Source organism: Lysinibacillus sp. FSL M8-0355, from assembly GCF_038008985.1.
GTDB lineage: Bacteria > Bacillota > Bacilli > Bacillales_A > Planococcaceae > Lysinibacillus > Lysinibacillus fusiformis_D.
Map to the genome: position 1 here is coordinate 4,410,427 of NZ_JBBPAI010000001.1, position 19,327 is coordinate 4,429,753.

General features: G+C 37.8%; 16 protein-coding genes and 1 riboswitch. Of the genes, 1 reads left to right on the forward strand and 15 read right to left on the reverse strand.

Going from position 1 to position 19,327, the window contains the following annotated elements:
• Positions 1 to 150: 150 nt before the first annotated feature.
• The 13 genes from MKY46_RS21525 to MKY46_RS21585 form a co-directional block, all read right to left on the reverse strand.
• Positions 151 to 1,893, reverse strand: a complete 1,743-nt coding sequence (locus tag MKY46_RS21525) for a methyl-accepting chemotaxis protein (RefSeq protein WP_340835359.1) — start codon at positions 1,891 to 1,893, stop codon at positions 151 to 153.
• A 199-nt stretch (positions 1,894 to 2,092) separates the two neighbouring features.
• The gene (locus tag MKY46_RS21530) at positions 2,093 to 3,841 is read right to left on the reverse strand and encodes a methyl-accepting chemotaxis protein (protein ID WP_036128492.1); all 1,749 of its coding nucleotides are present in this window, start codon (positions 3,839 to 3,841) and stop codon (positions 2,093 to 2,095) included.
• 82 nt (positions 3,842 to 3,923) lie between these two features.
• Entirely contained in the window at positions 3,924 to 5,219 is a 1,296-nt protein-coding gene (locus MKY46_RS21535; protein ID WP_036128494.1) for an arsenic transporter, read from the reverse strand.
• A gap of 66 nt (positions 5,220 to 5,285) precedes the next feature.
• A complete protein-coding gene (locus tag MKY46_RS21540) occupies positions 5,286 to 6,005 on the reverse strand; it encodes a YebC/PmpR family DNA-binding transcriptional regulator (protein ID WP_036128496.1) in 720 nt (239 codons plus the stop codon).
• 200 nt (positions 6,006 to 6,205) lie between these two features.
• Entirely contained in the window at positions 6,206 to 6,667 is a 462-nt protein-coding gene (locus MKY46_RS21545; protein ID WP_036128500.1) for a low molecular weight protein-tyrosine-phosphatase, read from the reverse strand.
• Positions 6,668 to 6,725: 58 nt separating this feature from the next.
• Positions 6,726 to 7,328: a lysophospholipid acyltransferase family protein gene (locus MKY46_RS21550; protein ID WP_036128502.1), complete on the reverse strand. Its 603-nt coding sequence runs from the start codon at positions 7,326 to 7,328 to the stop codon at positions 6,726 to 6,728.
• A gap of 79 nt (positions 7,329 to 7,407) precedes the next feature.
• A complete protein-coding gene (locus tag MKY46_RS21555) occupies positions 7,408 to 8,241 on the reverse strand; it encodes a putative RNA methyltransferase (RefSeq protein WP_036128503.1) in 834 nt (277 codons plus the stop codon).
• A 2-nt stretch (positions 8,242 to 8,243) separates the two neighbouring features.
• Positions 8,244 to 9,599 carry an MATE family efflux transporter gene (locus MKY46_RS21560; protein WP_101966905.1) on the reverse strand — a complete coding sequence of 452 codons (1,356 nt, stop codon included), beginning with the start codon at positions 9,597 to 9,599 and terminating at the stop codon, positions 8,244 to 8,246.
• A 150-nt stretch (positions 9,600 to 9,749) separates the two neighbouring features.
• A complete protein-coding gene (locus MKY46_RS21565) occupies positions 9,750 to 10,517 on the reverse strand; it encodes a tyrosine-protein phosphatase (RefSeq protein WP_036128509.1) in 768 nt (255 codons plus the stop codon).
• 142 nt (positions 10,518 to 10,659) lie between these two features.
• The gene (locus MKY46_RS21570; RefSeq protein WP_089933774.1) at positions 10,660 to 11,610 is read right to left on the reverse strand and encodes an ABC transporter substrate-binding protein; all 951 of its coding nucleotides are present in this window, start codon (positions 11,608 to 11,610) and stop codon (positions 10,660 to 10,662) included.
• Positions 11,594 to 12,151, reverse strand: coding sequence for a hypothetical protein (locus MKY46_RS21575; RefSeq protein ID WP_089933771.1), 558 nt, complete (start codon positions 12,149 to 12,151; stop codon positions 11,594 to 11,596). The genes MKY46_RS21570 and MKY46_RS21575 overlap by 17 nt, the downstream gene beginning before the upstream one ends.
• A 153-nt stretch (positions 12,152 to 12,304) precedes the next feature.
• Positions 12,305 to 12,504: riboswitch (cobalamin riboswitch) on the reverse strand.
• A gap of 99 nt (positions 12,505 to 12,603) precedes the next feature.
• Positions 12,604 to 13,149, reverse strand: coding sequence for a glutathione peroxidase (locus MKY46_RS21580; RefSeq protein ID WP_036128514.1), 546 nt, complete (start codon positions 13,147 to 13,149; stop codon positions 12,604 to 12,606).
• Between the two features lie 84 nt (positions 13,150 to 13,233).
• Positions 13,234 to 13,782: a hypothetical protein gene (locus MKY46_RS21585; protein ID WP_036128516.1), complete on the reverse strand. Its 549-nt coding sequence runs from the start codon at positions 13,780 to 13,782 to the stop codon at positions 13,234 to 13,236.
• Between the two features lie 90 nt (positions 13,783 to 13,872).
• Here MKY46_RS21585 and ytvI point away from each other — a divergent pair, with 90 nt between their 5' ends.
• Complete coding sequence (ytvI, locus tag MKY46_RS21590) at positions 13,873 to 14,931, forward strand: sporulation integral membrane protein YtvI (RefSeq protein ID WP_036128518.1); 1,059 nt, start codon at positions 13,873 to 13,875, stop codon at positions 14,929 to 14,931.
• A gap of 194 nt (positions 14,932 to 15,125) precedes the next feature.
• Here ytvI and MKY46_RS21595 read toward each other — a convergent pair whose 3' ends face one another.
• Both MKY46_RS21595 and MKY46_RS21600 read right to left on the reverse strand, forming a co-directional pair.
• Positions 15,126 to 16,259: a C40 family peptidase gene (locus tag MKY46_RS21595; protein ID WP_036128519.1), complete on the reverse strand. Its 1,134-nt coding sequence runs from the start codon at positions 16,257 to 16,259 to the stop codon at positions 15,126 to 15,128.
• 845 nt (positions 16,260 to 17,104) lie between these two features.
• Positions 17,105 to 19,093 (reverse strand): ABC1 kinase family protein, encoded by a 1,989-nt coding sequence (locus tag MKY46_RS21600; protein ID WP_101966896.1) that lies wholly within the window; start codon positions 19,091 to 19,093, stop codon positions 17,105 to 17,107.
• Between the last annotated feature and the right edge of the window lie 234 nt (positions 19,094 to 19,327).

The following is a 19,327-nucleotide window of genomic DNA, read 5'->3' on the forward strand; positions in this document are numbered from 1 at the left end:
CAGTGAGTGAAGCGGCTCATCAGACGCCCCCTGGAAAGGACGCTGGCGGAACGGAAATCAACCCCTCGCCTTACAAAATTGCTTATTATGCCGTTGACATTACCTTTTTTCAACAACATGGGATGCTTGTTGACCAAGCATCCTGCATAATTATCTCAATATAAAGCGTTTAATAGACTCCTGTAAGGCTGATATTTCATCAGTTAGATCATTGGAAGACTCACTAACAAGCTGGATTGCTCGTTGCTGCTCATCTACAGACGCTGTTACCTCTTCAGATGCAGCAGCATTCTTTTCACTAATCATTGCAATGCTTTCAATCGACTGCATAATAACATTCTTGGAGCTATTTAAATATTCTACACCCTCTGCCATATCTCCTATAATGGCTATTATTTTTTCAACAGCCAATTTAATTTCTTTAAAAGATAACGCTGTCACCTGAACCGAATCATTTTGCTGATGCACAATAGCATGCGTTTTCTGCATCTCATCATTGACTAACTTCGTTTCACTTTCAATCCCCTTTATAGTGGTGCGGACGAGCTCTGTCGCGACTGATGTTTGATCCGCAAGCTTACGTACTTCTTCTGCAACAACTGCAAATCCTTTACCATGTTCTCCCGCTCTTGCGGCTTCAATAGAGGCATTAAGAGCCAGTAGGTTTGTTTGGTCGGAAATTTGCGTAATTGTCTCTACAATACCTTCAATTTCATGCACTTTGACTATTAAACTGCCAAAAACAGATTGAATGTTCTGAATAATATCGAAAGATTCCTGTGATGTCTCTTTTAAACTATCTAGATTAACGAGACCTTCTTCATTTGATTTTTTCATATGCTGTGATGCATCCAACATTAAATCATTTTTATCGTGCAATCCTTCAATTTGCTGAGCAAACTCAATAGCTGTTCGATTTGTATCCTCCGCATCTGATGCTTGCTTGACTGCACCTTTAGATACTTCATTGATGGCTTTGACGATTTCGTCACCATAGGCATCCGTCTCTTCAGCCACTGCTGTTAGGTTCGCTGATGTCGATTGTATTTCTACAATCGCTTCCTCCACATCTGAAATAAGCGTTTTGAGTTGATTTACCATTTCATTAAAGCCCTCATTTAATTGTCCAATTTCATCTGAACGCTGTAAATGCTCAATCTCTACAGTTAAATTCCCTTGCGCTACTTCTCGCACACGCATCGATAATTTTTTAACTGGTAATGCCAGATGTCTAGATACTAAAATGACTACGATTGTCCCGATAATAATCGCACCCACTAATGTCACACCAATCACTAACAATAAAGAATTTGCCCCTTCGTTAAAATCTTGCATATATGTACCTGATGCGATTACCCATCCCCAATGTGGATCTTTCTCCGAATAAATAATTTTATCTGCTAAGACATCCTGACCTGGTAGCTCAAATTCATATACTGTAAAACCACCACCAGCAAGAGCTTTTTCAGTCACTTCCCGAATAAAATAATTTCCGCTACTATCCTGGTCATTCCAAAGATTATCCCCTTCTCGCGTTGGATGTGTTGTTAATGTCCCCTTATCATCCAATACATAAATATAGCCATATTCTCCTAAATCACCAGGATAATTAATAGGGCGTTTCCCTTCGCTATCTTTAGGTCCAAGAAACGCCTCACGTACTCGCTCCTGTGCAACTTCTAAAGGAATGTCACCTTTTTCAACACTCTCATTGGCAAGCTCAATTATTTGCAAAGCTGATTCTACGCTATTGTAAAGTACTTGCTCACCAATTTCCTCCATGCCATTCTTAGCCTTACCGTAGCTAACTATACCAATTATTAAACTTGGAATAATCAGTATTACTAATGAAATAATAATCAATTTCCCCTGTATTGAACGTAAAAACCTCATACTTTAGCCCCCCTATTTCGTTCAACAAATATTACTTTATATTATGTTATGGTTTGAAAGTTTTCACAATGGGTAAAACACAAATTATTTTCTAATTTCCCTTAATATGGTTTATTTAGACATTTACACACTACTATCTCCTATTAAAAAACTATTTTTCTACAAGACCTATGCTTATAGAAAAATAGTTTCAAGGTCATCATAATTTGAATGTATTAATCGTATCGATAACTTCTTTAGATGTCTGATCTAAAATGGTTACAACTTCATTTAATTCCGAAACCATTGCTACTTGTAAGTCAGAGGAAGTTGCAACTTCCTTTGTTCCTAGCACACTATGCTTCGCAATATCATTCATTTGCTCTATAGTAGCTAATATTTCCTCAGAGCCAGCTGACATTTCCTCGATCACAGCTGAATCATCTTGAATTTTGTTATTTACCTCAATGACTGATTGCAATATTTGCTCTAAGCTTACACCAATATATTGCACCGCTTTATTGCCTGCTTGTACGTCTACTGTACTGCTCGACATCTCTTGCAATGCTCGATCTGTTATTTTCTTAAAGCTTTCTAAATGCATGTGTATTTCGTCAGCTGATGATTTAGACATCTCTGCAAGTTTACGTACTTCGTCCGCCACAACCGCAAATCCTTTACCTGCTTCCCCAGCCCTCGCTGCTTCAATCGCCGCATTCAAAGCAAGTAAGTTTGTTTGATCGGCAATACTCGTAATGATCGTCACCATCTCTTCAATAGAACGGAACTTCTCGCCCATCTCCTCGACATGATTAGCTGTACGTAAAACGGAGGCTTCTACATTTTGAATTTGTGATACAACTTCTTGTGAATGACCAACACTTGTTTCAACTAGACCCGTCATAGCTGAAGATGACTCGGCAATTTCAGACGTAGTATCAGCTAGACGTTGAATACCAATCGACATTTCGTTCATCGTTAAGACAACCTCTTGATTGTTTTGCTGCTGCTGCTCACTCCCCGCAGCAATTTCGATAATACGATCCGCAATTTGAGCGTTTGATGTTTCCACATGATGAGTTGTCTCATCAATCTTTTGAACGACACTTTGTAAAGCTAATGTTCGTTGTTGAATCGTGTGGAATGTTTCTTTTAATCTTTGTAGAGACTCCTTAAAGGATTGAGCAAAAATAGTAATCTCATTTTCTCCTGTCAATTGAATTTCCTCTACTGCCATAGATGCCTTAGCAATATCTCCTTGTGCAAAGTTTTGTGCGGCAACACCTAAATTTGTTAAAGGCTTCAACGCTCGATTGATATAACGATACATAATAAACATAACAAGTCCTATTAAAGCTAATATAACGACAATTAAAGCAGGTAAAATGGCTGTTAGCACAGCATTTGTCACACCACTTACCTCTGTTGCCTCTATATCTACCCCTACAAAGGCAACAATATTTCCTGAGGCATCTTTCAATGGCACAGTACCTGATAAATAATCGCCAAAATCGCTATGTAAAATATCGGAGTAGTAGTTCCCCGTATCCATTACCTTTTTTAAATCTTTATAATAGGTGGAAGCAGATTCATCTCCTATAACGCCAGCATTTTCTTGATCATCTACTGGCATACCATCCACTAAAAATCGAACCTTTTTATCTTCCTTTGGGACTGCGAAAGTATAGGCATACAGAACCCCATTTATTTCACGCAATTCATTGAGTTCTTGCCTTAGCTGCCAATATAATTCAGATTCCTTTGGGTCCTGTGAGAGTTGTTCATATTCATCTGCGTTCAAACGTTTTGCAATATTCTCAGCAACTGCAACTGCCTGTGTTCCCATTGTTTTATTAACAGATGATTTCGCTGTATATATCGTTGTTACAATGAAAAAGGCTAACAAAGCTAATAGCATAACAAATGACATTAGCACAATTTTATTACTTAATTTACCTGTCGCTCGCATACTTTCCTCCTTTAATACGCTGATATATTAATATCTTACTATTACTTATTGTACTATTTATTTCACTATTTCGACAATATAACTATGCTATTATACTTATCCAAAAAACTAATGCTAGTAAAGTAGCGAGCAGTGTTGGAATTGTAAGAATGATGCCGATTCTAAAATACTGTCCCCAGCTAATTTTAATGCCCTTTTGAGCCAATATATGAAGCCATAATAATGTCGCAAGTGAGCCAATCGGTGTCATTTTCGGACCTAAATTTGTGCCAATAACATTTGCATAAATGAGCCCTTCCTTCATCATACCAGTTGCACTTGTTTCAGAAATGGCTAAGGCATCAATCATAACAGTAGGTAAATTATTCATCACTGCAGACAAAATTGCCGCAACAAATCCCATCGTCATGGTTGCCACTACAAAACCATGCTGTACCGCTTGCTCTAGTAAACTGGCTAGCAATCCTGTCATCCCTACATTTTTTAATCCATAGACCACCACATACATACCAATGGAAAAGAACACTATATTCCACGGCGCTCCTTTTATGACCCTCTTCGTATCTACAACCTTACTACGCTGTGCAAGCGATAAGAAAATAGAAGCAACACCGCATAAAACGAAGGATACAGGAATGTGTAGAACTTCACCGACCACGAACCCTACTAATAGGATGGCGATCACATACCAAGCTATCGAAAATAAGCGAGGATCTCGAATTGCCTGCTTTGGATGCTCAACCGCCTCAAGAGAATAATGCTGTGGAATGGACCGTCGAAAAACAATATACAGTACAACAATACTGGCCACTAAAGAAAAGAAATTCGGTACAACCATATGAATTGCATACTCTATAAAGCCGATTTCAAAAAAATCAGCTGATACAATATTAGTTAAATTACTTATTACAAATGGTAAGGAAGTTGTATCTGCTATAAAACCACTTGCCATGATAAACGGAAAAATCATTTTTTCAGTTAAATTCAGTTTTCTTACCATTGCTAACACAATGGGAGTGAGTATTAAAGCCGCTCCATCATTAGCAAATAGGGCCGACACAACTGCCCCTAGGCAAGCAATATAAACAAATAACCGAATTCCGCTTCCCTTCGCAAGTCGTGCCATGTGCAGAGCTGCCCATTCGAAAAAACCAATTTCATCTAAGATTAGCGAAATTAAAATAATGCCAATAAATGATAACGTCGCATTCCAAACAATTCCAGTTACTGCTAACACATCATGCCAGGTAACTACACCCATTAGTAAGGCAATCGCCGCCCCTATACAGGCTGACCAGCCGATAGATAGTTTACGTGGTTGTACTATGACAAAAAATAATGTGACTAAAAATAAACTAATGGCTAAAATACTCTGCATCGTTTTCCTCCCTAATTAAAAACCAGTAGCTAATTTGCTACTGGTTTACTCACTTCATTTATCGATTTATTCGCCCAAATCTGCATTGTGGAAGACATTTTGTACATCCTCTAAATCTTCTAATGCATCGATTAGTTTTTCAAACTTAGCTACATCATCGCCAGTTAAGGCAACTTCTGTTTGAGGTAGCATAGAAAGCTCTGCTACTGTAAATTCTGCAACCCCTGCAGCCTTTAACGCTTCTTGTGTCGCAAAGAATTGATCTGGCTCCGCATAAATAATAACCGCGTCATCCTCTTCTAAAATATCGCGAGCATCAAGATCTGCTTCCATTAAAATTTCAAGTACTTCATCAGCCGTTTTACCTTCTAAGCCAATAACTGCAGTTGAATCGAACATATAAGCGACAGATCCACTGACACCCATGTTCCCGTTATTTTTACCAAATGCCGCACGAACATCTGATGCTGTACGATTCACATTGTTTGTTAAAGCATCCACAATAATCATTGTGCCGGCTGGTCCAAAGCCTTCATAACGTAATTCATCAAAGTTTTCATCGCCGCCACCTTTTGCTTTATCGATGGCTTTTTCTATAATATGTTTTGGAACACTGTATGTTTTCGCGCGTTCGAGCACTACTTTAAGTGCACGGTTTGACTCTGGATCTGGTTCGCCTGATTTAGCTGCCACATAAATTTCTCGCCCGAATTTTGCATTAATACGGCTTGTGCTTTGATCTTTAGACGCTTTCTTTTCTTTAATGTTGTTCCACTTACGACCCATTGTTTCCACTCTCTTTCAAATATAAGTTTATAAAAATGATAGATACGCAGTTGCACATCTGTAAATGGTAATTAAATACTTATCGTATCTTTACTCTGCAAATAATAACACAATGATACTTACAAAGCTATATATACCAATGTTTAAGCTAATATTTTCTGAAGAAATAGCTGTTAAAATTTTCGTTTTTTAGTGTCACTTTACAACAGCTCTTGTTTTATTTTTGCTAGTAATGCCTGACAGCCTTCTTGCACTAAATCATAGGTTTCTTGAAAATCACCCGTATAATATGGATCAGGGACGTCTTTGCGATGTTCCGTTAAATCTAGAAAACGAAAAATCTTTGGTGAGCGCGGATCGCCTAGCATCGTTCGGATATTGCGAATATTGCTTTCATCCATACCGATAATATAAGCGAATTTTTCAAAATCAGCCCGTTGTAATTGTCGACCTTGCATGCCTGTTGTGGAAATACCATTTTCTCTAAGCTTATCCAATGTACCTTGATGTGGAGGTTCACCAATATGCCATGAACTTGTGGCAGCAGAATCCACTTCAATTTTATCTCCTAAATGCTCTTTTTCTACTAACTCTCGCATGACGGCTTCTGCCATGGGAGAGCGACAAATATTACCTAAGCAAACGAAAAGTACTCGAATCATGTTTCTCCTCCTACAACAAAGCACTCAAAATCTATGTGACTCTGAGTGCCGCTTCTCTTTATTTGACTGCAATACGTTTTTGTAATTCTTCCGTTAAAGAAATTAGCTCATGTTCAAGATGTTGTGTAAATTGCTCACGACCTTCTTTCCCTTTCCCTGTTACATAAAATGGCTCACCATAGATTAAGTAGCCTTTGCCACGCTTCATTACATCGCCAGCATTACGCGCGCCAACATATGCAGCTGGAACAATTTGCGCCTTTGCTAGCTGTGCAATCGTAATCGCTCCTTGCTTCAAATCCGTTCCTTCTGAGCTACGAGTACCAGAGGGAAAAATCCCTACAATTTTACCTTCTTTCAATAACTGTGAAGGAATTTTAATCACGCTTGGTCCAGGATTATCACGATCCACCGGAAAGGCATTTAAACGCTCAATAAGCCAGCCAAGCCCTTTCATTTCAAATAATTGCTTCTTCGCCATAAAGTGAATTTCACGAGGGTACATGGCTACACCAAGGTTTAAAATATCGACGTAGCCTGTATGTGTACAAGCTATAATATACCCACCATCTTTTGGCAAGTTTTCTTCTCCATATACACGAGCCTTTGAACCCATTAATTTTAATATTACTTTGACAACATTAGCTGCTAATTTATACACTGTTACATTCCTACCTTATTCAATAGTTATTCCCATTGTAATCGAAAAGACCAGTATACTGCAATTGCAGGTGGCCCTCTTAAACTTTCCCTACTAATAGATCTACATCAATCGTAATTTCATTTAATACAATGGCCGTTTCCTCTTTTTTATGCCAGCCCATCGGTGTCATCTCTAATAACGCCGGCACAAGCTCTTCTGCAAGCGGTAAAGTATAGGTTACACGTTCTACTATAACTTCACTAAAGCTATCTTTAAAACGGGCAACAATTTGTTCATTAGAGTATGTTTCCTTGCTCGAATCTGCATATAATTGGGCACGCAGTTCCTGTAAATAGCCGCTTTGTGGTACAACCTTTACAAGACAGCCATCTGGGGCAAGAAGACGCTTAAATTCCTCATAATTTGCGGGCGATAAAATATTTAATATTGCATCAAAGCTTTCTTGCGCAAATGGACTTTTGGCTAAATCACCTACACACCAAATTTGTTGTGGATAATGACGTGTTGCTGCCAATATGCCCTCTTTTGCTATATCGATACCAACACCGATGCCATTGTCTATGTCTGTCATAATACGAGCTAAATGTGATCCTTCTCCACAGCCAGTATCAAGCACTGTTTTTGCAGAGGCTATAAGCTTACTAATTTTTTCTTCTACAGCATCATAAATCCCACTATCAATCACTGCCTTACGAGATTCAAAAAGACTTTTGCTATATTTAGAAGCAGCGCTATGTGTCAGCATGTTGACATAGCCCTGCTTAGCTATATCAAAAGAATGGTTAGCAGGACAAACCAATCTTCCCTGCTCATAGACATGCATCGATTGCTGACATACAGGACAAGCAAAAAGTGTGATAGATTGCTCCATTAATGCTGCCGCTATCGCACGTTTAGATAATGCTCCCATTTCTATGCCTCCTTCTGTTCATTCGGTGAAACGAGGGCAAATCGCTCCCATTTACGGCTTTTCCATCTAAAGTATACGATAATTGCACGTACCCATTCATCTGCTGAAATAGCTAGCCATATTCCAACCAAGCCCCAATCCAATATAAATACAAATAAATAACCAAGCGGAAGACTCATACAAACCATCGATAGAAAACCAATCTTCACAGGAAATCTGGCATCTCCAGAAGCACGTAAAGAGTTAATGACAACGATATTCATTGTACGGCCAGTCTCTAGCAAAATACTGAGGGCTAACACGGATGCTCCAATAGTAATGACATCTGGATTATCGGTAAAAACATGCATGAGTGGTTTGCGGAAAATCGTAACGACTGCAACCATAATAATCGTAAAAACAAATGCCGCACGGACACTTATCCATAGTTGATGGTATGCCTCATCCTTCTTCCCTGCCCCCACATGACGTCCGATAATAATAGCTGTTCCTGTACCAATGGCAATCGCAAATAAATACGTAAACATCGAAATATTCATAGCATATTGTCGTGCTGCCAGTGTTTCTGCTCCTAAATATGTCGCATAATATAAAAAGACAATCTGACAAAACTGATAAAGTACCTGTTCAAAGGCAGAAGGTAAGCCAATGTTTAATATTTTCCTTACATATTCCTTAGAATAATCAAAATAATAGTGTAGCTTCACGCGTACTTCCATCACTTGATAGAGCAACCAGAAAAACACTAGTACAGCTAATCCTCGACTAATGACCGAAGAAATAGCCGCTCCTTTTACACCAAGCTCTGGTAAACCTAAATTCCCAAAAATCAGACCATAGTTTAGCACAACATGCAAGATATTCATGCCAAGTGATACATACATCGTTTGCTTCGTCCAACCATGTACACGAATAATTGCAGCAAGTGCATTAATAATAGCCTGTAGAAAAATAAAACTCCCGATGATAACTAAATAACTTTGTGCATAGTGAAGTACTTCTCCCTGCAAGTTCATCATAGTCATTAAATGTTTTGCAAAGAAGAAAAATAGAATACTCATTAACAGTCCAACAACCAAATTCATTGTGACAGCTAAAGCAGATATTTTCGCTGCTTCAAAAAAACGTCTTGAACCTAAATACTGTGAAACGACAATGGATGCACCATTCCCTACCACTTCAAGAATCAAGATCGCAATATGGATATATTGATTGGCTGCACCTACTCCGGATACAGCATTATCTGATAAAGCACTGAGCATAAAAGTATCGGCTAATCCCATTAACATAAATAGAAATACTTCTAAGAAAATAGGCCATGTTAAATGGAATAGACTTAACTTATTTGTCTCTTTCATTGTCTCTGCCAATACTTTCACTTCTCCTATATTTTTCTTAAAAATCTATTGTATCTTATCATAAATTTTCAGACTGTAAAGAGGTTTATAGGAAGACAGCGCTTCCACATAAAAAATCCCTCTCACACAGATATGTGAAAGGGGTCATTGTTATGTTAAGCAATAAGCTTGCAATTGCTCTCGTCTAGCAATAGTTAGGCCAAACTCCTGCTCTAAAAACTTAGTCTTTGAGCCATAATGGTAATCCATAGCATCCAATGCTGCTTGTAAATAGTCTTCTCGAGCAGACATTAATGCATAGAATTGCTGTAATTCTTGCTCATTATATTGATGTTGAATAGCCTGTGCCATTCTGTCTACCATTGGACGTAAATGGATATTCGTGTTTAAATAGTCTTCCATAATCGTCTCCTCAGGTACATCTAAGGCTAGCAAAATAAGAGCTCCCCCTATACCTGTGCGATCCTTACCAACTGCACAATGGTGGACAAGACCCAAATTGTCAGGATTTTGTATGGTTTTCATTAACTCTTTAAAAGAAGGATTATTAAACGGCATCTGTGCATAAAAATCTCGGAACATTTCGGGGCTTACTGCTTTATAAAAATCTCTACCACCAGCATTTGTAGGCATTTCAAATGTATGATTGCCCTTCGCTGGTATTTGAATATATTGAGCGTGTGAGAACATAGGGTTAGGATTATGGTGTGCCTCATTATTATCACGATAATCAAAAATGGTTTTAATCCCTAATGTTTCAAATAGCTCTTTATCCGCCAACGTCATTTTCCCAAGAGCCGCTGAGCGGTAAAATAAACCGTTCTTGACAATGCGCCCATCCCTTGTCCTATATCCCCCCATATCTCGAAAATTATAAACTGCCTCAAATGGAATTATCTTTGTCTCTAACTGTTCCAATTACTACACCTCCTAAAATTATCGAGCACTCTTACTTTTATTTTATAGAACTAACTCAATTAATTCCAATTTTCACACTAGGAAATAACAACCCACATAAAAATGGCTAGCTGTCAGTATACAGCTAGCCTTGAATGGTTTCTTATTTAAATAACTCTGGATAGACAGCCTTTGCTACTAGTTCTACGGCTTCCCCAATACGTGGGCCAGGTCGATTAGAGATATCTGTATCAAGAGTCTGTACTGCTTTATTTTGAACTGCTGTCACTGTATTCCATCCATCACGTGTAAGTATTTCACCTATTGGATCCTCTGTGTAGTTTACTGTCGTTAAAATAACATCTGGGTTTTTCACTATGACATCTTCCTCAGAAACTTGTGCCCAGCTGCTCAAGTCAGAAAAAACATTCTTAACATTGGCTGCATCTAGTATTTCTTGCTGGAAAGTACCAGAGCCTGCTGTATAAATATCGGGCTTAGGACTAATTTCTAAATAAACATTTTTCGGTGCTTTTACTTCCTTCACCTTTGCTTTAACGTCAGCTAATTTCGCTTTAATCTCTTCGTTTACTTCATTTCCTTTATCTGCAACACCCATTACAGCTGCGATCTGTTCGATGTCACCATAAACATCATCGAATGTAGCTGCTGATTGAATAACAAACACTTTGATTCCAGCATCTTCAAGTGGTTTCATTGCTTCCTTATCACCAATCGTATAAGCTATAACAACATCTGGCTTCAACGCTATGATTCGTTCACTGTTAAAATTCACAGAATCAGAAACCCGTTCAATTTTCTGTGCTTCCTCTGGGTAAGTATCATATTCAGTTGCTCCTACGATTTTATCACCAACACCTAGAGCAAATAAAATTTCTGTATTACTTGGTTGCAATGATACAACTGTTTTTGGTACTTCTTTAAACTCTATTTCTACACCGCGATCATCTGTCACTTTGTAGTTTGTTTGCTCTGTTTGTTGTGTATCCTGTGAAGCGTCTTTATTTTTAGTATCTACCGAAGTACCACAACCTGCTAAAATCATTGCAAGGAAGAGTACTGTTAGCCATTGAACATTAAATAATTTCTTCATTATTATTCTCCTTTTTCTTTTTCATCGGATATGATTTACTAATAAATGGTATTTCAGCTATCCCTGCTTGTTGATTCATAAAGACAGCCATAACGAAGCACACATTGGCTAATAGGCCTAAATAATCAAAAAGAATAGCTGGAACCTCTCGTTCATCCGATACTTTGTGTAATGTACGATATGATTTTTTTGCTTCACTACGGCAAAGATGTAGAGCAGCGGCAGCCTCTGTACCTTGAGGTAAGACAAAGTTTTGTATCTCTTCCTTCACATGACGAACATAAAAATCATAGCGCTCACTTAACCAAGCAAGATCCTCTTCTGTTACAGCTAGTTTTCCACGAACCGAGCCATTGACATGGTAGGCCATAGGTAAAATAATTATTAAATCTTCTACAACAGCTTGTACATCCTCTTTCTTAACTGCAGCTAAAGCAACTCCCAAATGCGTAGTCAGACTGTCTGTTCGAATCTCAAAATCAACCGTCGAAGCTTTTTCACGCATAAATGGATAACAAGAATAACGTGCATCTTTTTTCACTTGCGATCCCCCCACTTTTCATTATGAAAATTCTTGCATAAAAAAACGCCGCTCCTTTACGCAAAGGAACGACGAAAATAACATAATAATGGCCAAATTAACATGACATAGCCTATGTATTTGCCGTATATCCTCCTAGCTTCCGAGAAGTTTTTATACGTTCAAACAAAGGTCGGTCTCCTGGCTTGTACAGTTCATTACATAAAAAACGAATGTGTGATAAAGTACCTTCCCATCTCTGTTAAGACAGTGGTAAACCTTTATACTAGCTGTACTTACAGTTGCGGAAACAGCTTCGGTTTTTCACCGAATTCCCGATTATGCTTGTTAGCACCTTTATTCTGCAAGAATAATTCACTTGTAAAGCAGTTTATCATATATTAATAGGAAAAAATAGCTGTGCTTTGAATGGATCGTCACCATTTCTAAAGAATAAGATAAACAAAACTGTTTTATAGTATAGTTTCAATTGCCTGTTCAATATCAAGTTGTGAATCTGTTGGTTCAAAGCGTGCAACGGTCTTGCCGTTAGCATCTACTAAAAACTTTGTAAAGTTCCAGCGAATATTACGACCATCTAAAAAGTTAGGGGCAAGTTGAACAATTGCCTCAGCAAGCATTTTTTCCTGCATGCTCGCCTTGCCAAACTCTCGAAAATCCACTTCATGTTTTAAATAATTGAATAATGGGTGGGTAGTCTCTCCATTTACTTGTACAAGCTCAAAAATTGGGAAGGTAACGCCATAATTCACTTTACAAAGATGCGTAGTCTCCTCGCCATCTTCAGGATTTTGATGACCAAATTGATCGCAAGGAAATCCTAGAACGACAAAATTATCTTTCCCATATTTATCATACATTTTTTGTAAGTCATCAAATTGATATGTAAATCGGCATTGATTCGCCGTATTGACAATTAGCATCGTTTTTCCACGATATGTTTCCATGGATAAAATTTCACCATTAGGTTTTCGTACTAAATAATTATAAATGCTCATGTCTTAACCCCTTTTATTTTTTCATTTATTATAGTTGACTATTCAATAATTTACCAAATAATTTGCACAAAAAACACCATCTCGTTACGTTGAACGGATGGCTGACTTATACTTCTGTTTAGATTTAACGTCCTGCTCTTCATTAATTAAACGATGGGCAATGTCTAATAACTTTATGTCACTTGTCTCGTCATATAGCTTTTTAAAAGATACAATAATATCATGGCGAATGTGAGTCGGATGCTTCTCATCTAAACAAGTTTGAAATCTCTTTGCTAAATAAGACACCACTAAGTCACTTTGTACTTGACCTGCTAGCCCAATTTTCCAAATAGCTTGTAATGCATTTCGAGCTGTAACGGATCGTTCATCATAAGTCACAGCCCAAATCTTTAAAAAATCCTCCAATACCCTTTCTTCTGGGTCACTTTTTGCGGCTAAGGCGCATAAAATTTGTGCAGCACGTGCACGTGCATGACCATCTTTGTATGTAAGTGCTTGTACAAGCTGTTCCCAGACTGCATATGTCCAATCTACGGGTTCCTGCAGAATTTTTATTAGTTCCTCGTAAGATTCAATATCGCGGTCATGCTCTGTTAGATTATTAAAAAGTTGCAAAATCTCTTTCTCCATAATTTATCCCTACCTTTATTGTTTCAGAACGTAATAAAATTTGATTTATGGTACACTTAACTTAATTTTTTTCTCAAAGAAGGTGAGTTTATGAATAAATTTAATGCTAGGAAAATGATTTTCCGATTGATTGTGATTCTTTCTCTACTTGTAGCTGCCTATTTTGTAATCCCTGTATCCATGCCTATAATACTTGCTGGTGTCAGTGCATTTTTCTTAGAACCCATTGTTATGTTCTTTAAAAGGCGATGGAAAATGTCAAGGAAAATTGTAGTTGCTTTTATATACATAGTGAGTGTTATTGTTATCTCTATTATTTGCTATATATCCATTACACAAATTATGTCGCAAATAATTATATTGTCAAAGCAAGCTCCCTATTATATTTCCAAGCTATCAGATATGTGGCTTCATATGCAAGAAAATATTTCTAAATACACAGAGGACTTTCCACCTGAAGTAAGTGCTTCGCTTCAAAAAACCACTATGGATTTCATAAAGAAAGTTGAAGAATCCTTTTTAAGCTTCTTTAATTATAACAAAGTTTCAGCATTCTTTTCAGAGATTCCAAGCCTATTTATCAGTCTTCTCGTTTATATGATTGCTTTATTCCTATTTATGCTTGATTTGCCCAAATTAAAGGAAATCACTTATAAATATTTAAAGCCTAACACAGCAAAGAAAATAAAAATCATCTTAAATCGTTTAAAAGATGCAACATTCGGTTATATGAAGGCACACTTATTTGTAAGCTTTATCATAGGTGGCGTCACACTTATTGGATTACTATTAATCCAACCGAAATATGCAGTTACGATGACCATTATTATTTGGTTAATAGATATCGTTCCTTTCCTAGGGTCCATTATTATATTAGCCCCATGGGGACTATACCATCTATTAATGGGAAACACAGCTATCGCTGTAAAATTATTCATCTTAGCTGCTATTTTACTTATTATTCGTCGTGTCGTCGAGCCTAAACTAATGGGCGACCACATTGGCTTATCCACTTTGCCAACATTAATTGCCATGTTCATTGGTCTACAGTTATTTGGTATCATCGGTTTACTCGTTGGCCCATTTGTTATCATTTTCTTTATTGCCTTAAAAGAGACAGGTGTCATTAAGCTAAATTTTAAAATTTAATGCAAAGTCATTACGCTTCGAGCTTACCTCTAATGCTCCTCTTAAACCACTGGAAATGCAAAATAAGTGTTCATCTCTCCTCGACAAAGGAGGTAGATGAACACTAAAGCAAAATAAAAAAGGTCATCTTTGTATATTTTTTCTCTACAAAGATGACCTTTTCATCATGTCAATCGTCTATTAAATATAGAGGCTTATTGAATACGACCAAAGCCTACTAAGTATTGATTCCACCAATCAAGTGATTCAATTACGATACCATTGTTTTGAGCATCGATCATTGTGTTGTTCCCTAAGTAAATACCTACGTGAGCTACACCAGAACCATAGCTGAAGAATACTAAGTCTCCAACACGTGCTTCACTTGCTGAGATACGTTGAGTTGCTAAATACTGCTGTGATGCTGTACGTGGTAAAGAAACACCTGCTTGTTTGTATGACCACTGTACAAGACCTGAACAGTCAAAGCCTGTCGATGGGTTACTACCACCCCAGACATATGGACGTCCTAGGAATTGTTTAGCTGTTGAAATAGCATCTCCTGAAGAAGCCGTACCAGCTCCTGAGCCCATAACAATTTTTTGTGGCACGCCGCCATCATTATTTTGAGTTGCTTGTACAACTGGAGTTGCTGCTTGTAGTGCACGTAAACGGGCTGCTTCTTCTTCAGCTGCTTTACGCTCTGCCTCTAAACGTTCTTCTTCTTGTTTCGTTGCAATTTGAGCTTTTAATGCAAGTGATTTCGCTTCATTTTCAGCCTTTTTCACTTCCATTTCGCTTTCCTTTTGTTGAAGCTCTTGGAATTGCTTTTGAAGCTCTTTTTGTTTTTCATCTAATATAGCTTTTTGTTGCTCTAAGCTTGCTTTATCTGCTTCCTGTTGATCTACCAATTCTTGGTCAGCATCCATTAATGTTTTGACCGCTACGACACGATCCATTAAATCGGCAAAGCTTTTTGCTTCAAGAACGACATTTAAATAAACGCCTACAGTATTATCTTGTGCTTGGTATGCAGCCATACGCTCACTTAAAATTTTAGAACGTTGCTCGATACGTTTTTGTGTTTCAACAATACTTGCATCCACTTCTTTAATATCAGCTTGTACCTGTTTAAATATTTTCACCTTTGCGTCGATCTCTTGTTGTAACTTTGTTAATTCTTCTTGTAATTTTTTAACTTGTGCATCAATTTCAGCCTTTTTCTCAATCATTTGTTGAGAAGTTTCTTCGGCATGTACTTCTGTTGGTTGAATTGTATTAAATAATAAGCCGCCAGCTAGTGCTAATGCTAGCACCATCGACTTACGCCATTTATTGCGCTTACCCACTGATTTTCATTCCCCTTCATCTGTCAATTTCGCTCTAGATATTCTATGTAATCACTTGAACGATTCTATTTTAATCAAATGTTCTTATATTTATTTTAGCCTTTTAAAGTTTAGCATTTTCGGCATAACTTTTATACTATTTCATGTCTATTTAATACATTAGTAAAACTCGAAATATTTCTGTAATATTTGCAAGAAAGCTACTTTATTCTACAAAACGCCACTTTATTCTGCCTATCGCTACTATTAGCTGATTCAACATTAGACCTACACATCACTTTGTAATGTTTTTGTAATATTTTATTCAAATATTTCAATGAAAAAGGTAGGGAATCAATCCCTACCTACTAATGTTTGAAAAAAACCACCAATAGAATTTTCGCGAAAAGTGAAAATGGATTTCCGTTGCAGGCTACTTGCTTTCCTGTGGGCGAGCGCCGAGCCGCTTCCTCCGCTATCGCTCTGTGCAGGGGCTCGCCTGACTCGCTATCCCACGGGAGTCAAGTAGCCTTCCACTCCAACCCATAAATTTAGTAAAGGTTTTCCAATAAAGTGAAGGGTATTCACTACTCTTTATGGAGGGGTGTTGTCACTCAGCACTTCTCCACATTGAAAATAAGAGCCTCTCCTTTCTCTAAGAAGACAAATAATGGGCTAATTTGTTCACTACGGCTCGTATGAAAGATAAGGAAAAGAAACTTTTGAACATGGTTAATTAGAGCGAACGCAGTGAGTAAAGCGGCTCATAAGACGCCCCCTGGAAAAGGCGCTGGCGGAACCCCCCACCCGTCTCTGCCGTTGACATCACCTTTTTCAACAACATGAGGTAGGGAATCAATCCCTACCTACTGCTTCATCGATCTCAGTGCTTGTATAGATAATCTCACTAACAAAATTGCACATAAAAATAAACCTAAATAAGCGGCTGTGTTTAAATATACCGCATACGAATCATGAATAAATTGTGAGATGGCTAAAAGAGCGACAGATATAATGCCAAATGTTATCCCTACTAGAAGCAGAACAAATCGAGAAAACAGATGTGTGATAAAACGTGCATTATGTTCATCCGAGAATATATCATGATGTAAAATGATTTTCCCACTTTCAACCCGTTGAATGAGTTGATCTACCCTTCTTGGCATTTTTCGCAAAGTGGGAATCAGCATGGATAGTTCCTCCTGCAGTCGCTCTTTTGTTGCCATCGGTTCTTTAAATGGCTTTAGGAAAGACGCACGCATATATGTAGCAGAAAAATCCTTTGCCTCTGTAAATATATCGAAACGTTGATCAATGACCCGTAATGTGCCATCTAGCGTCACCAAGGACCGGAGAGCCAATCCTACAGCAGGATAAAATGCAAGTCCAAAATCTCTTACCACTGTAAAGAGCGCATGGATCAATTCTTCAGTTGGTATGCGATCAACATAGGAGATTTTTAATAAAATTTGATCGATGGCCTGCTCCATTCTTGCGCGTTCTGCATGATCAGCATTTTCCACTAATAATGTTAGGCCATCATATAACACGCTTGAATCATTAAGCTGAATGCCCATCAAAAATAGCTTTAAGCCTTCTTGCTGTGTAGCTCCTAATCGTCCAACGGCTCCAAAATCGAGCAAAACGGGTGTGCCATCCGATTCATCGATATGAATATTACCTGGATGTGGGTCTGCATGAAAAATACCTGAGAATAGCATTTGCTCAAAGAAAGAATATAATACCGTTTTGGCAAAGTGCCTACGATCAATAGATAAACGTTTGAATTCTGATGCCCCATCCGCCACACTTTGTCCACGAATATATTCCATCACAATGATATTCTCATTACTATACGCTGTATAAATTTTAGGAATTCGCACCTTATAATCACTTTTGGCTAGCGCATTCTTTACCTGTAATGTGTTACGCACTTCAATATCTAAATGTATTTCCTCACGTAGTCCATCGGCAAACCCACCCGCTAACTCCCGAAAGCCTAATGACTCTGCCCAAGTCGATTTTGTTGAAAGCCAATTAGCAAATTCCTCTAAAATTTCAAGATCATCACGCATAATCCCTTTTACTTCTGGGCGCAATAGCTTGACGACAACCTCTTCATAATTTTTGAGTCGTGCCTTATGCACTTGGCCAATTGACGCTGCTGCAATGGGCTCCATTTGAAAATGACTAAAGATTTCATCCATAGGTTGTGGAAGTGAACTCTCTAAAATTTGTGTAACTTGCTCTGCTGGTAAAGGCTTCACACTATGTTGCAATCTTTCTAACTCATCAATAAAAATAGGTGAAAATAATTCTTTACGTGTAGAGAGGACCTGTCCAAATTTAATAAAAATCCCACCACACTGCTCTAAAGTTGCTCGTAGTGCAATCGCAAGCTCTTTTTCATTTTCCCGCTGCCTTGCATATTTAATTGTTTGCACAACACCGTTTGTAACAGCAATTTTTAACACCTGTCGCAAACGTTTCTGCTGTCGCCAATAGCTTCGCAGACGCAATAGCAAGGACTTTTGACCGTTACGACGATCTCCAGCCGTAATACCGCTTGGATCAAATAACTCAAAAACCAAATAAAGCAACATCGAGATAAGTAGCATACTACCAATCCAAATAAGTGTGCTAACCTCTGTCACTGTCTGCATCATCGTTTCAGACAAAAAATCTGTATGGCGTAAATAAGAATACCAGTAAACAAAAGAGGTTAGTGTCACACTAATGACGACCGATAGCACTCTGCGAACAAAATTAATATTTGAACCAATTAATCGTCCGCTCACAATATAAATCAAACCCGATACAATGAGGATTTGAATTAAAAATTTCAAAAAAATCAACAGTGTCACCCCCTGTGTCATTTCCAATTCCTACTACCGCTAGTATAGCAAATTTATGCCCTAACTTTCTTTCACAAGGAATATCTCTGAAATTTTATAATATGTACTACTTGATAATATACCCTTATAGGTATATTATTAATTTGTAGTATTCATCCTATATAAATAATCAATAATTAGAAATTAAACCCTTATTTAATAGCATCCAAATACCCTAATATGTATTTCGAAAAG

What these genes read in the sequence shown, in the direction of transcription:
- MKY46_RS21540 (WP_036128496.1), bottom strand. Translation starts at nt 6,005, where the DNA reads ATGGGTCGTAAGTGGAACAACATTAAAGAAAAGAAAGCGTCTAAAGAT.
- MKY46_RS21530 (WP_036128492.1), bottom strand. Translation starts at nt 3,841, where the DNA reads ATGCGAGCGACAGGTAAATTAAGTAATAAAATTGTGCTAATGTCATTT.
- MKY46_RS21585 (WP_036128516.1), bottom strand. Translation starts at nt 13,782, where the DNA reads ATGGAGAAAGAGATTTTGCAACTTTTTAATAATCTAACAGAGCATGAC.
- MKY46_RS21555 (WP_036128503.1), bottom strand. Translation starts at nt 8,241, where the DNA reads ATGGGAGCATTATCTAAACGTGCGATAGCGGCAGCATTAATGGAGCAA.
- MKY46_RS21545 (WP_036128500.1), bottom strand. Translation starts at nt 6,667, where the DNA reads ATGATTCGAGTACTTTTCGTTTGCTTAGGTAATATTTGTCGCTCTCCC.
- MKY46_RS21525 (WP_340835359.1), bottom strand. Translation starts at nt 1,893, where the DNA reads ATGAGGTTTTTACGTTCAATACAGGGGAAATTGATTATTATTTCATTA.
- MKY46_RS21535 (WP_036128494.1), bottom strand. Translation starts at nt 5,219, where the DNA reads ATGCAGAGTATTTTAGCCATTAGTTTATTTTTAGTCACATTATTTTTT.
- MKY46_RS21570 (WP_089933774.1), bottom strand. Translation starts at nt 11,610, where the DNA reads ATGAAGAAATTATTTAATGTTCAATGGCTAACAGTACTCTTCCTTGCA.
- ytvI (WP_036128518.1), top strand. Translation starts at nt 13,873, where the DNA reads ATGAATAAATTTAATGCTAGGAAAATGATTTTCCGATTGATTGTGATT.
- MKY46_RS21560 (WP_101966905.1), bottom strand. Translation starts at nt 9,599, where the DNA reads ATGAAAGAGACAAATAAGTTAAGTCTATTCCATTTAACATGGCCTATT.
- MKY46_RS21580 (WP_036128514.1), bottom strand. Translation starts at nt 13,149, where the DNA reads ATGAGCATTTATAATTATTTAGTACGAAAACCTAATGGTGAAATTTTA.